18 protein-coding genes are annotated in these 13,750 nt (G+C 40.0%); 1 reads left to right on the forward strand and 17 read right to left on the reverse strand.

Annotated elements, in window-relative coordinates; all coding sequences use genetic code 11:
* Positions 1–197: 197 nt before the first annotated feature.
* The 10 genes from ACU70B_RS11025 to ACU70B_RS11070 all read right to left on the reverse strand — a co-directional run bounded on the left by ACU70B_RS11025 (position 198) and on the right by ACU70B_RS11070 (position 7,862).
* Complete coding sequence (locus tag ACU70B_RS11025; protein WP_447183590.1) at positions 198–572, reverse strand: hypothetical protein; 375 nt, start codon at positions 570–572, stop codon at positions 198–200.
* 341 nt (positions 573–913) lie between these two features.
* Positions 914–1,600 (reverse strand): ABC transporter ATP-binding protein, encoded by a 687-nt coding sequence (locus ACU70B_RS11030; RefSeq protein ID WP_447183591.1) that lies wholly within the window; start codon positions 1,598–1,600, stop codon positions 914–916.
* Between the two features lie 131 nt (positions 1,601–1,731).
* Entirely contained in the window at positions 1,732–2,832 is a 1,101-nt protein-coding gene (locus ACU70B_RS11035) for an ABC transporter permease (protein WP_447183592.1), read from the reverse strand.
* A gap of 371 nt (positions 2,833–3,203) precedes the next feature.
* On the reverse strand, positions 3,204–3,464 hold the full coding sequence (locus ACU70B_RS11040; protein WP_447183593.1) for a hypothetical protein: 261 nt from the start codon (positions 3,462–3,464) through the stop codon (positions 3,204–3,206).
* A 514-nt stretch (positions 3,465–3,978) separates the two neighbouring features.
* Complete coding sequence (locus ACU70B_RS11045) at positions 3,979–4,524, reverse strand: pyruvate kinase alpha/beta domain-containing protein (RefSeq protein ID WP_447183594.1); 546 nt, start codon at positions 4,522–4,524, stop codon at positions 3,979–3,981.
* 264 nt (positions 4,525–4,788) lie between these two features.
* A complete protein-coding gene (locus ACU70B_RS11050) occupies positions 4,789–5,106 on the reverse strand; it encodes a hypothetical protein (protein ID WP_447183595.1) in 318 nt (105 codons plus the stop codon).
* 315 nt (positions 5,107–5,421) lie between these two features.
* Positions 5,422–5,955, reverse strand: coding sequence for a hypothetical protein (locus ACU70B_RS11055; protein ID WP_447183596.1), 534 nt, complete (start codon positions 5,953–5,955; stop codon positions 5,422–5,424).
* Positions 5,956–6,012: 57 nt separating this feature from the next.
* The gene (locus ACU70B_RS11060; protein WP_447183597.1) at positions 6,013–6,393 is read right to left on the reverse strand and encodes a hypothetical protein; all 381 of its coding nucleotides are present in this window, start codon (positions 6,391–6,393) and stop codon (positions 6,013–6,015) included.
* 98 nt (positions 6,394–6,491) lie between these two features.
* Positions 6,492–6,620 (reverse strand): hypothetical protein, encoded by a 129-nt coding sequence (locus ACU70B_RS11065; protein ID WP_447183598.1) that lies wholly within the window; start codon positions 6,618–6,620, stop codon positions 6,492–6,494.
* Between the two features lie 516 nt (positions 6,621–7,136).
* Positions 7,137–7,862: a hypothetical protein gene (locus ACU70B_RS11070; protein WP_447183599.1), complete on the reverse strand. Its 726-nt coding sequence runs from the start codon at positions 7,860–7,862 to the stop codon at positions 7,137–7,139.
* 257 nt (positions 7,863–8,119) lie between these two features.
* Here ACU70B_RS11070 and ACU70B_RS11075 point away from each other — a divergent pair, with 257 nt between their 5' ends.
* Positions 8,120–8,614 carry a hypothetical protein gene (locus ACU70B_RS11075; RefSeq protein WP_447183600.1) on the forward strand — a complete coding sequence of 165 codons (495 nt, stop codon included), beginning with the start codon at positions 8,120–8,122 and terminating at the stop codon, positions 8,612–8,614.
* Positions 8,615–8,669: 55 nt separating this feature from the next.
* Here the strand turns inward: ACU70B_RS11075 and ACU70B_RS11080 are convergent, their stop codons facing one another.
* The 7 genes from ACU70B_RS11080 to ACU70B_RS11110 all read right to left on the reverse strand — a co-directional run bounded on the left by ACU70B_RS11080 (position 8,670) and on the right by ACU70B_RS11110 (position 13,572).
* A complete protein-coding gene (locus ACU70B_RS11080; RefSeq protein ID WP_447183601.1) occupies positions 8,670–9,374 on the reverse strand; it encodes a DUF4367 domain-containing protein in 705 nt (234 codons plus the stop codon).
* Complete coding sequence (locus ACU70B_RS11085) at positions 9,361–9,915, reverse strand: RNA polymerase sigma factor (protein WP_447183602.1); 555 nt, start codon at positions 9,913–9,915, stop codon at positions 9,361–9,363. Before ACU70B_RS11085 ends, ACU70B_RS11080 begins: the two co-directional genes overlap by 14 nt.
* Before the next feature lie 53 nt (positions 9,916–9,968).
* Positions 9,969–10,259 (reverse strand): DUF5316 domain-containing protein, encoded by a 291-nt coding sequence (locus ACU70B_RS11090; RefSeq protein WP_447183603.1) that lies wholly within the window; start codon positions 10,257–10,259, stop codon positions 9,969–9,971.
* Between the two features lie 111 nt (positions 10,260–10,370).
* Positions 10,371–11,477: a transporter substrate-binding domain-containing protein gene (locus ACU70B_RS11095; RefSeq protein ID WP_447183604.1), complete on the reverse strand. Its 1,107-nt coding sequence runs from the start codon at positions 11,475–11,477 to the stop codon at positions 10,371–10,373.
* A 102-nt stretch (positions 11,478–11,579) separates the two neighbouring features.
* A complete protein-coding gene (locus ACU70B_RS11100) occupies positions 11,580–11,789 on the reverse strand; it encodes a DUF6366 family protein (RefSeq protein ID WP_447183605.1) in 210 nt (69 codons plus the stop codon).
* Between the two features lie 105 nt (positions 11,790–11,894).
* A complete protein-coding gene (locus tag ACU70B_RS11105) occupies positions 11,895–12,377 on the reverse strand; it encodes a hypothetical protein (RefSeq protein WP_447183606.1) in 483 nt (160 codons plus the stop codon).
* 211 nt (positions 12,378–12,588) lie between these two features.
* A complete protein-coding gene (locus tag ACU70B_RS11110) occupies positions 12,589–13,572 on the reverse strand; it encodes an MBL fold metallo-hydrolase (protein WP_447183607.1) in 984 nt (327 codons plus the stop codon).
* Between the last annotated feature and the right edge of the window lie 178 nt (positions 13,573–13,750).

Raw genomic sequence — 13,750 nt, forward strand, 5'->3', positions numbered from 1 at the left:
ATACGAGCTGGTATATTTTTTTCGCTTATGTTCCGAACCAACATGTATCATCGGCCGCAATTCATAACCGCTTAATAGTGATATTTCATTCCCATTCAAGGACGGTTCCCCCGTTTTTTCCTTCCTTATTGTTTCCGGGATTTGTGCTAAACAAGAGAACCGTCACCCTTGTCCCCTTCAATTTTATCCGGGTCTCTTTAGATTTCTGACGCATCAATTCTCACACTATCACCAGCATGGTGGGTATCATCCCAAAAATTTGCTTTCCCATATGTTGAAGCAGTCCAGGCATCTATCAATTTCATATACGGGTCATCAGTCCAAGCTCGTTTTAGGCCGGTAATTGTGGTCGTTCCATTTTCCTTTTTCCAATATACAGTAATATAGAGGTACCCGTACATGCTCATTTTTTGTTTCGTTGCCTCGCCAGTTATGCTATCTTTTTCAACATTGGTTATCTCGATTGTTACATTGGACTTCTTCTCTGCAGAAATTACCGGAATATTTAATGCTCCCAGCAAAAGGATGGCGATCAGTAAACTGCAAAGATTTCTCTTTACCTTTACCCTCATAAGAAATTCCCCCTTTAATTACTATCCTCTTCTTTGAATCTCATAGAATTGAAACTGCCGTTCCGTTGTCATAGGCACCACCTCCTTATTCTTCAATATTTTTTCTTCTCCCTAATCGGGTATCTAACAGCTAGACAAATAAGCAGGCAAAAAGGTTGACAAAAATTTTAAAAAAATTGTTTGCCAACCTTTTCCCTGCTCAAACGGTCCTACTTGATGTCATAAGTTAAACAGAAGGGAACGCCATATATCTTAAAAGCACTGACCCCTACAAGGTTTATTATGGCGCGCTTACCAAGCTGCCTGAAATATTAAAACAGGGGAACAGTCCCCTTGTGTTCCTATTCTTTTTCTGTAAGTGATTTATTACTAATAACCAACACTCTATCAGCAACCGGCAAAAATGCTTCATCGTGAGTTGCTACCAAAAAAGCGGTTTTCCTTTTTTGGTTTAATAGTTTCATTAAGGTGATAATTTCTTGACTAGTCATTGAATCTAAACTTCCTGTTGGTTCATCTGCCAATACAATATTGGGGTTATTAACTAAACTTCTAGCAATAGCAACTCGCTGTTGTTCACCAAAGCTTAATTCAGATGGCAAATGGTTTATCCGCTTACTTAAGCCAACTTGATTTAATATATTTATTGCAATAAGATTTAGTTGTTTACGGTTATTGGTTTTAGGTGCCAATATAAGTGGTAATTTTACATTATTCTTGGCAGACAAAAAAGGAATCAAATGAAACCCCTGATATACAACTCCTAGTGATGACAATCGAAGATCTGCTTTTTCGTTATAATTTAATTTATCTATATCATTTCCATATAATTTCACTAATCCGCTATTGGCTTTTTCCAACATGGCAATTATATTTAAAAATGTTGATTTTCCTGATCCTGAAGGTCCCATAATTATTACAAATTCACCTTCTTTTATTTTAAACGAAGTGTCTTGAAAAACTGTTATTTTACTATTGTAAGTATCATATACTTTGGTAATATTTTTTATCTCTATAATAGTCTCCATAACTACTGCTCCCATCTGAATAATTTAATAATATAATCCCCTTGAAATCGCAGCATTGGTTAATGCAAATATAGCGCTTAAATCCTATTAATAAATACAATATGAGTCACTTGAAGTTCTCCGTAAACATCTTATAATATCTTCGTTAATAAATTAGAAATAGGAATTTTTTTTATTTTTAGTATAGAAATGCTCAAAATGAATACCATTACAACAATATTTATAGCAAGCAAAATAAAGAAACCACTAAAAATATTTGTGGGAAAATACATAAGCAAATATTTTTCCGTAATGACTTTTCCTATGAAACCTCCTGTTATGATCACCAATAAAAACAATATAAAAGTATCTAGCATATAATGAGTATAAATAAAACTGTTTCTAGCTCCAGTTGCGCATAAAATAGCGTATAATTTTTCTCTTTGTTTTATTCGTATTAATAAATATCCCGTAAATACAAGGAAATATATACACATTATACCAATCTGAGTATACTTGAAGGTTGTTGTTTGTAACTTTCCTACTTCATTTTCTTCAACAAGGAGTACATTATCTTTCCATTCAATGGTGATATTCTTTTCAGAACCTAGAATATTAAATATCTCTTCTTCAGAAAAATCCTTACTCTTTAATTTAATAAACATTGAAGTAAAATCTATTGGCGAATCATAATTTTTATTTATGCTATTTAATACAGTAGCGCTATTTTGATAATCTGCGATTATATGTGGTCCATATTGTGAATCATGCAATATTCCTGTGATTATATAAGGGACTGTATATTGTGGTTGATGAAAGCTCCTAGATATTGTAATTACTGCGCCATTTTGCTTATAAAAACCAATTCTTAAAAAGCCGGGGTTATCTGGCAAAAGTTCTGCTACTTCGTCTACTTTCTTAACAAAAGAAACCCGTGCTTGCATTTTCTTTTTATTTTCACCTGCAATAATTAATCCGTCCCATACATCTATACACGCAACCTTAGCAACTTTTCCAGAATTGATTAGTTTATAATAATCCTGTTCATAAAGATCCCCGGATATTTCCACATCATATTCAGCTGTTTTATAAGGTGTCAATCTGATATGTTCATAAGACGCTGGCAAATTATATATGACAACCAAGGCTGAGAATAATAGACTGAGTATTATATAATGCTTTAAATAATTAATAAAATTTCTTCTAAATTCATGTACTATTAACCAAATTGATATTATTGCAGAATCAATCATATTATCACCTAATTTTTACTTTAATTTTTGATTCCCCTACGGGAAAACCTAATATTCTTCAATTATATAAAAATAACTCAATTATTACCATTTTTTGCAACAAATTTCCGTAGGGAAATCATTTTTCTATTCAGAATAGACTTCTACATGATCCGTGACAAATACATCCGGAGCCCAAGAACCACTTCCCCATTTACCCCAGTGTCGTCCAGCGGTTTGTGTTTCAGCTTCTGCTTCCAGTGCTATCCACATGTCGGCATTTGTTTGTAGAACAAGTCCCGAATCATAACTCCAACAATAATCATCAGTCATCCATATATCTTTTTTTATACGTTTGAATTCTTTTGTGGGTAGGTTGCTATGATTTGTAACTACAGGTTTTTTAACAACATCATATCAAAGTGGTAATACCCTAATCCACAAAGTTGGTAACAATGAGCACTTCCATCTGCAACCACATCACTACCGACAGCTGCAGCATCTGGACTCATTACGAAATCGCAACTGAGTGTAGTCTTTGTTCCTGATGACTCTGAAGTATTGCTTGATGTAACTGCAAAAGCCGCAGTGGTTATAGTCATTATAAAAATTAGAACCAGGGAAGTAATCCACTTAGCTTTGCTTTTTTTCATTAATACCAGCTCCTTTAGATTTTATTAACATAAGGCAGTAAAATTTTCACCTCCACAATACCTACTTAGTTAAGAGTCCTGAATATTTAGTTATAATTCAGGTAAAGATCTTCAATCCTAACACCCCCTTTCTAACTATTTTTCCTCTTTGAATTCCATAGGCACCACCTTCCCAACATTTTTCTTCCCACTTGTTGGGTATCTGACAACTAGACAAATAAGCAGGCAAAAAGGTTGACAAAAATTTTAAAAATTATTTGTCAACCTTTTCCCTGCCCCAATGGTCTTATTATTGAATTCAATTGAAAGGCGGTATAATCATGGAAGAAGCGCCCGTGCCTTAGTTTCCCTACCGGTTTTTGCGGTCTGTTTGCCTGGTGTTGCTGCTGCTGCGGAAGAAATCGGCCCTCCGGTAACTATAATGCTTTCCGTAGGGTGAAACAAAAAAGCTGAAAACTAAGTTATACTAACATCATTAAAGCCTTGATCAGATATAAAGGACGGTAAATTTTTATTATTTAAGCCGGGGCATGCAAATTATTTCCCTTATTTCAGTGGAAAAGAAGTTATTGGAATGGGCGGGCGCCACTACGATAGCCGCGTCGGCGCCTTGGGCGCTGCCGCCTACGGACACCACTTCCACCCCGTGGGGTATGAGTCCGGCGTCTTTGGCCATGCAGGCAATCTCGACCGCCACTTTTACCCCCTGCCCCAGGGTTCTCAGGGTCTGAGCAATGATCTCCGCCGGATACACCCCGCCGAATTGCTTGCGCAAAGACCGGTCCACCCCGGCCAACAGGTGGGTGGTGGTTAAAATTTTTACTCCCCGCTTGAGCAGCAGCTGCCGATTTTGCTCCGGCATCTCATCCTGGCCGGGGCCGGCAAATCCTACATGATGAGTTACACATACTATATCCAGCCCGCTGTCCGGCAGCTTGAGAGCAGTGCTCCCGGAGCAACTGGCCACCACCAGATGCCTGAGCCCCAGCTCCCCGGCCCGTTTGACCGCCGCTTGCAGCGTGGCATCGGTATTCTGAGGCCCGGGTTTTTCCCAAAACATGATTAATTCCTCCTTAGTCCTTACCGCTTTATAGTTGACGTTTTTCCAATTTTATCACAGAAATAAAATGGGCATCCATATTGATAAGCGACCAGATAGGACTCCAATGGGCGCAGCCAGAAAGATCATGAATGAAGTAAGAGCGGGAACAGGCGGAGCTTACGGCGGCGATTTTCTTTGAAAATTGACCCGAAAAAATACGTAAAATTCCTCTTATGTTTTCTGAAATAATGAATATCTATTGTATCGTATCCATTGGCTAAATTATTTAAGTTGCTGCAATTCGGTTTCACTAATCCCGTTTTGCTCTAAAATAACTTTGATAGCTTGCAGTTCAGCTTTATTCTCAATTAACAAAGAAATTGAACTGGGCATATCATAGGTGAAAAAAATTTCCTGCCCATTTTTCTCCAATACTTGATGAATACTAAGATAATAAATACTATCAATATGCTCAATTACTTTCTCTTTAAAGTCTTTTATGTTGAAAATCCAATCACCGTTTATGATTTTATCGGGTATAAAGTTTTCCGAAAAAACCTTCCAGTGGTGATTATTGGGACAATCTTTATCCGGAAACATTCTCAGCAAGTCCGCCTTATCCAGCATATAAATGAACAATTTTTTCCATAGCGTTTCATATAAGTCATAGGGGAAATTATCTTTAAAGCCGAGATTATTATCAATGATAATATACCTTACTAATTGGTAATTCCCCCTTTATTAATAAATTTTTATTAATTGGTATCTTATAATTCAGAAATTAGCTGTGGTTCCGCCCCAAGGCGACATATCAAAACTCAAAGGCTGAGAATCGGGGATTGGCACATAATCTTTAGACTAAAGGACGTAATAGAAATCGCAGCCATTCTACCGCAGGGGCAAGCATACAATAAATTATATTTCTACAGTAACTTGCCCTTTGTTAGAGTCTTGGCAGAAACCTGGAACAGTTCCTTTTACCACCCCTCCTGCCAACTTTTTGTCCGCTTCAAATAAAATGGGGAAAATATCCTCCGGCTTTTTCCCTATAAGGGAATAAATAAGTTTCTTTTCCTCTTTAACATAATTATCTGATAAAATTCCAAACCAAAAGCCGATTTTTTTCTTATTATTTACAAAAACATAGGGCTGAATATACCCTAATCCCCCGACATTATTACTTTTGCCTGGTTCTCCTGGAGTAATAAAGCCGTCATATTTTGTTCCGTCGGCCAAAATAAATTTTGACTTAACGAGGAATATTGCTAAAGAAGGTGATACAGGAAGTTCACCCAACCAAGGCCTGAAGGTTTCTTCATCAGTTTCATCATACCATGGCTCTTCATAATCCATTACATGACACTGAACCCATACTGGATATTCATAAAAATCGTGTAAAGTAAGTTCACCAAATTGTTTAATAATCGGTTTATTATTACCTCTATCCAAATTATAACCTCCTGAAAATTTATAAATTTTTTCTAGATCTTCTTTTGAATGGTGTTGCTATTGCTCGACAATAATCACCGGCTGAAGCTCTTTTTGCGCCTTCATATTTATCAATAAGTCTCTGGCTTTTCGGCTGATTACGATATCACGCTCATAACCGGCTCCGTTTCCTGTGTATTCACAGCTGAGGTTAAAGTCTTTCACATCTCTTAAAGAGGAAGAATCGTAATGCAGCGGCCACTTGAAGCGGCTGGTAATCCCGCAGCTAGAACAATATTCTCCCGGTCTGGATTCAAACCGCATTCTACTGCTGAAAGGAGGCAAAATATTATTTACGGTAAATTGATGAACTTCTTTTCGCTTCCTCTCTGAGCCCACATGTATCACCGGGCGCAGTTCGTAACCGGTTATGACTTCATTCCCCAGTACCTTGGCCATCCGGTCGGAAATCAGAATAAAGCTTCCATACTCGCTGCTGCCGGAAGGTTTAATGAGCGACTTTTTCTTAATTACGCTGGTATCTATATGCAGATCGTTTAATTGATGCCAATTGGCTTTACCGCATACCGGGCATATAATTTCTTCTTAGATATGTATTGTTCAAAGGTGGGAAACGCTCCGTTGCCATAATCCAAGGTAATTGTAAAACATTTTAACTCTTTCATTAAGGTCCCTTCCTGGTAATACTATGGGGCAAGCATATCTTACCCCATAGTATAACATCAATATATCTTATATGTTACCTTGCGGTATGTTGGCGAGTTTGGGCAAATTTATACAAGAATTCCTACAAGGAATCGCCGGTTTCGTCCCATAATTCGTCGTATGTTTCTATATGTTTGTCCAGAATCTCTCTTTCATTATAGTTGCCATAGCCTGAACCGGTGTAGGGTATTTTTCCCTTGGGAGCAAATGCCCCCTAATCCAATTGATACACTGGAAATATCGGTATCTTCATCTTTTATTATTTATGAGAAGATAATGTGAACCAAGCTGTAACGTATCCCAATAAAAATGATGCGATAATTATGACTGTTACTAGCTGAGCGCTTTTATTATTTAAACCGGCATTAATAAAGTGTATTTTAATAGTTGTAACACTTAATAACGTAATAATAGCTAACATGACAATTCCTACGTATTTTTTTAAGATACTAATAAACACTAAATTCCCCCTTGTATCAAGGATACCCATAAGCGGGAGCATTTGACGGCCAATAGTAATCATGTCCCCAATTCGTTCCTGACGTAGCCCAACCTAAATATTGTCCAGGATTAACCCATCGGGATGGGTTTAAACTGGGGATCTGAGTCTCAATATCGACCGATCCATCGTTATTTTGTACATACCAAGAGTAACTAATAATTGCAACAGTTGCAATCCCCCCTAAAGCAACTCCTACTGTAATACTTACAACACCAGTTGCGATTAAAATTGCAGCTAAAGTGTCAGCTGCAACCCATCCTAAACTCGTTATATAACTTACATCGACAGGTGCCAGATGAACATGTAACCAATTTGAGTATGACTCTATATAACTCCCATGCCAGAAACTACTTGACAATTCACTTGAATCGTCTTGATTCTCATTGGCTGAAGGATCATACTTAACAATTTCTTTTGCTTCATCTATATTTTCAGTTAAGCTAAAATAATATCTTACTCCGTTATCTTCCACTTCATTTGGCTTATCCATGATGATACCATGTGAAAAAACACAGTATACTTTCTTATCGTTTTGGGATACTTCCAATATCTGATTACCGTTTTCTTCGATTTGAATGACTTGGGCTTTAGGTTTATCAAGGGATACATCTTCAGCATTTGACGGGGCAATCGGAATAAATAATAAACTGAATACCAGTAAAATAATTATGGGTATTGTTTTTCTTTTAGTTGTTGTCAACTAACTCACAACTCCTTTCTTTCTGCTAGATAATTTAGCTGCCTAGTATAAGCTTCCACCTCCCTTGCTATTTCTTCTTTAATCTCCATAGGCACCACCTCCTTATCCCCAACATTTCTTCTTCCCACTTATTGGGTATCTGACAACTAGACAAATAAGCAGGCAAAAAGGTTGACAAAGATTTTAAAGATTTTTTGTCAACCTTTTCCCTGTTCAAATGGTCTTATTATTGAATTCAACTGAAAGGCGGTATACTCATGAAAAGAAGCGCTCGTATCTTAGTTTCCCTGCTGTCTCTGCTGACTTTTACGGTCTGTTTGTCTGGGGTGGCTGCTGCGGAAGAGATTGGATCTTCGGTAACGGCTGAAGAAACAGTTCATCCTGATCTGCAAAATGGAATCGAAGTCAATATGCAGGAAGGCTCCAAGGAAGAATCTTCGCTGATTAAGCAATGGAATTGCACCATAGCTGATAATTCGGATGGAACCGTTGCTATTTACGGCGAAACAATGGCTTACGGTACGGTCGATTATATTTATGTGGAGGTTTTCCTGCAGCGATGGAACGGATCAAGCTGGGTCGATGTAACCAGCCGCACCTATAGCGATAGTTCCTGCGTTTATGTCAGGGGTTCCGCGTCAATTAAAATAGCCGGAGGGTACTCTTACCGCTGCAGGGCGGTTCATCACGCGGAAAAAGCAGGCGCTGACAGCGCCAAGGCGTCGGTTTCCAAAGCGCTGCTGGTTCAATAGATGGTTGATAGCAGTGGTAATTGCATTTTCCCACTGCTATTTCACCTTTGTACCGCTAAATTGACTCAGCCATCTCAAGAGCCTGCTCAGGATTGATATCCCCGAATATCTGACACATGATATGGTCGTCCGTAATCCACAATAAACTGGCGGAACCATCCTCAAAAGTAATCAGATTGCCTTCGTATCTATCAATCGAGACTTTCCTGGCTTTGGCCTGTTGGGCGTCTACATTTACAGAAGAACTGAATTTATCTGTAATGCCGGTCTGAACAAATAGTATGTTAGCATCCGGCGCGCTAAAAGACATAATAATACAAGCCTGTTCATCGGTAGGACTCTGTTTGACGCTCTCCAAATCAAATCCCGGAGGTATATAGCGGGGAACTAAGATTCCAAAAGGTACATCCTCCTGAATAGCAGCAACTTCTTGAGCTATCCGGTTTTGGAGCCGAAGCTGGTCGGCATCGCTGCTTAGACTGATGTTTAAGCTTTGGCCTATATTAATTATAGTTTGAAACAGCTGTTTTTTTAGGGCGTAAGCCGGCCCGGGAAAGAAAACCGCCCCGGATACAGCCAGTAACAAAATCACTGCAGCCGCGATCTCTATCACGCGACGTTGCTTTTGGCGTTTCTGGCGCCGGTTGATTATTATTTTTTCGGCAATCATCTGTTCCAGTTCATTTATAGGGGGGTCGACTTTAATTTCGGCGGCTTTCAGTGAACTGCTTAAAAAGTCATCCAATTTATCCTTGGGCATTTTCATCACCTGCGCTTTCAGACAACTGCTGAAGATCATTATGTAACCGGGAACGCGCTCTGGATAATTGTTTTTTTACCGTTCCGACACTTACCCCCAGAGCAAAGGCAATATCCTTTTCCTTCATATCTAAATAATAACGCATAATGGTTACCTGCTGCTCCTGGCGGGACAGCTGGCGGATGGCTTTCAACACCAGCGCCGTCGTTTCTTTTCGTTCCAGTAATTCTGCAGCGGAATCATCAACGGGTAACCTGGAAATATAAAATATCATACCTGAGGCAGGTACGGTGCGTCGATTCCGTTTAAGCTGGCTGCGGCTGATATTTACGGCTATAGAGAGCAGCCAGGGAAAAAACTTGTCCGGATTTTTAAGCTGGTGGAATTTTTCCATGCCCCGGGCAAAGGTTTCCTGAGCAATGTCTTCGGCCAAAAATCGGTCTTCAGTTAAAAAATATAGGTAATTAACAATTCTCGGGTAGTAGTTTTCAATTGCTAAAAGCCAGAGTGAATCATCTCCGAACTCTGGTTTATGGGCCATAACTACGCTCCCCCCCCCCCTGGGATAGCACCCTTAATTTCGGTATTGCTTTTTTATCCGAAAATATAAGTTAGTATCGCAACAATTATATTGGGGGCAGATATCATTAATAGACTGTTGGTTATCCTTTCCTTTTCTTGTCTCGTATCCTTGGTTTCGATGTGGTAATTCGCTCTGTTTCTGTCCCCGCTGATAAATGCGCCGTTTAACAAACCCACCAAAGCCAGGCAGCCGCCGCCCATATATCCGCAAATTTTTACTGTCATCGACCAGTCATTTAATATCAGGCCGGTCAGTCCCCCTATTATTGCGGCTATAACCCCAATCCCCAATGATATTTTCATTCCTCTCCCCCGCTTTGCTCCGTTTTCATACCTTTTGACGAAAAGCGATTCGTTAACGATACAAAAATGCCATAAAAATCAAATTTGATTTTTACGGCATTTTAAACCCCTTTATCTCCCGGAGCCGAACCACTTCTCCCAGAGGCGATCATAGGTTCCATTCTCTTTTAATGTCTCCAGGCTCTTATTAAGCTTATCCAGCAGTTCCTGATTCCCCTTTTGGACAGCAATCCCCTCCGGATAAACGGAGAACACTTTTCCAACCAGCTGCAGATTATTTTCACGATGGGTATTTAAATAATGCGCGGTCAGGGGATAAGGAACTACGGCTGCATAAGCCTTGTTCTCTTCTACTGCCGCCCAAACTTCCTCTAATGAATCGAACAGTATGAGTTGGGTATCCGGGTGTTTTTTCGCCAGGGCAACGACCAGATCATGGGCAGTGGTTCCGCCCTGAACAGCTATTTTTTGGCCGGCCAGATCTTCAAGCACCATATCATTATCAGCGCCTTTGGGGGTCAGTATTATCTCGCCCCACTCAAAATAGGGTATGGTAAAGTCTATTACTTCCCGGCGGCTTTCCGTTATCGTCAACCCCGAAACGATTAAATCAACCTGTCCTGAAAGCAAAGAAGGTATCAGCCGGTCAAAACTAATGTCTTGGATTGCAATATCTTCTTCCCACATTTCTTCAATAGCCATAATTAAATCGATATCAAAACCAACGATATCATTACCCTCTTTATACTCAAAAGGAGGAAAATCGAGCGAACTCCCTGCGACCAACGCTGATTTGCCGAGGCTGACCACCCGGGTCGCACTATCCCAGGACACCGGAACCTGCAAACCGTCTGCCAGAACCCTGACCGGCGCCATAGCCCTGCCGTCCGTGATAACCGGAGCACCTTCCAACTGTACGTTTTCCCCATTAACCACGGCCTGGGTCTGACCAATAACCATCGTAATCTGGTATTCTCCCCGGACTACCTTAACAGCCTGTTTTTCCCCGTCCCAGGTTACCTCTGCCCCCAAATTACCGGCAACCTCCCGAACGGGAACCATGACCCGGTCACCATCAATGTAAGGAGCAGGCTCAATCCCCATCAGTTTTCCCTGTACCTGCAGCCCTATATCCCGCTGGGCAAAAGCTGAAGGCAGGCAGACAATAAACGTGAGCAAAACTACTACCGGAGCAAACGTAAATCTTATTCTGTTCATATGTATTTCCTCCTAGTCCGTAATAATATAGCCATTAATTCTGTCTTCATGGTTATTTGATTTAAACTCTATGCCGCATAAATAACATGTTATGAATTTAACTTAATGAGAACATCGAAAAAGGAAAAATAATACTCCAATAATTATTACTGCCGTGATAATCTTAGTAAGGCAGCCTCCTTTTGTTAATTCCCCTAAGTCACCTATCATTGAACGGTTTATTGAATCCGCAAAATTAATCATTGGGTGTTTTTTATATTCTTCTATCTTGCGTTTGCTTTGTTTGTCTTCTTTTTTATCTTTTATGTCCATAATTTGCTCCCCTTTTTTAGTAGGTTTGTATTGGCTTTATCATAAGCCCGGTATTATTGGAATCATAAACCAGCAGGCAAATAGGATTGGGCAAACGGAAGCAGTTTAGGGCAGGTGCTTCTTTAAATGCTCGTAAATTTCAGGGTATCGGGATTCTGACAGATACGCAATTGTCCTTTCACTACTCTGCATTGAACCAACATCTACCGCATAAACATAACCATCGGGCCATATAAATAACATTCCTGCCATTGACTTGCGAGCAGTATCATCTGTATAGAAACAAACATTTAATAAGGAATCATCTCGTATTCTCTCCAGCATGAAATCATTATCTTCGCTCTTCGAAAGTTTGTTAACCGGTATCTCCTTAATCATGTTTATAAATGTAGAAATATCGGTTGCATCACTGAGCGTCACGGTCTTTTCTTCGGTAGCAGATTCTATGATATCTACGGCTTTAATCCGGTCTTGTTTATTTATCAGCTTTCCGATTTGGGCTGATTGATTATCTGCTTTGGCTCCGGTGCAGCCGGCAATTAATATAGTAAAAAAAAGGGAAATCATTAATAGACGCAGTTCTTTCATATAACCTCACCTAACGCTGCATTATTATCTTCTCAACGTGACTGCCAGACGCAATGGGTTAATAAACAATCCCAGAGCCTCAATTATATCGATGACCGCAACATCGGCGTCCTTCAAGGCCGGTATGGAACATCCTTCCAATACAACTAATTATACCTCATTTTGTTCTCAAAATTGACAGAAACCAGCGAAACAGACAGCAGAAGCAAGATTAAACTATATGGTAATAAACCAAACCGTCTCTCAGCTCTTTTGCCAAAACCCCTTTAAATACCAGGTGGGTTAGGTGGGATAATGCCTCTCCCGATGCAAATAGTTTTTGCGCCGGGGGGTATTCCTCCCATGATTTAATATTTAAATCCCATTTCATCTTGCTGGCTACCTGTGCACCTGTCATAGATTTATTCCCTAAAATATCCAGGACGTTATTCAATCGGTTATGATGATGCACTTTCAGCTCTTCTATTCTGCCCTGGCAATCGGTCAGGATGCGCCGATGCCCCGGCAAAGTAAGCTCGATATCCAGATCCTGAATTTTTTCCAGGCTTTTAAAATATTCGTCCAAATAATCGATCCGGATGTTCCAGGGTGAATCCCAAACCGTGTTATTGGGGGTAATTCCTCCCAGTATATGATCTCCGCTAAATAATATTTTATGTTTCTGATCATACAGGCATATATGATCCGGGGCATGACCGGTTGTCATGAGGCACTGCAGCGTGAAATCCCCCGCTTGGATCAGGGTTCCTTCCCGGACAACAGTTCCATGGCTGACCGGGGCGCTGCGATAGCGATACCCCGGATGAAACGAAAGATCCTGGGTTAATCCCATTTCCATTAAGCCGCTTTGCTTAATAAAATCAGCATGATAATTCGATAGATTGTTTGTTTGGGTTAAACTCTTGTGCGTGTATCCGCCAGTGTATATTCTTGTTTCTGGCCGGGCCAAATATCCTGCCAGCCCGGAATGGTCGGCATGAATATGCGTGACTAAAATATCGGTTTCTTCCAAAGCGATGTCCAGCTCTTGGATGGCTCTATCCATAGCAATACGGCATTCTTCCCGGTTAAAACCCGTATCAATCAGGAGGTTTCTGTTAGAGCCCCTGATGAAATAGGAATTTAAAGCTTTGAGCGGATTTTGTGGCAGCGGGATTTCAATACGATATAAATTGTTCCTTATTTGTTCTATCATGATTTGCCTCCTTGCTGACTCGTTGTTCAATAACCATCTGCAACCGCAACCCTATAGCCCAGTATATCCCATAACTGTGATATGCCAAAATCTCATTCTATCGGACACAGGGGGGCGTTTTCGCTGTGTCCCCCTGTATCTTTGGAATTATTGAAAACAATAATTTGATTTTAAACAA

The sequence above is a fragment of the Syntrophomonas curvata genome (assembly GCF_052976825.1).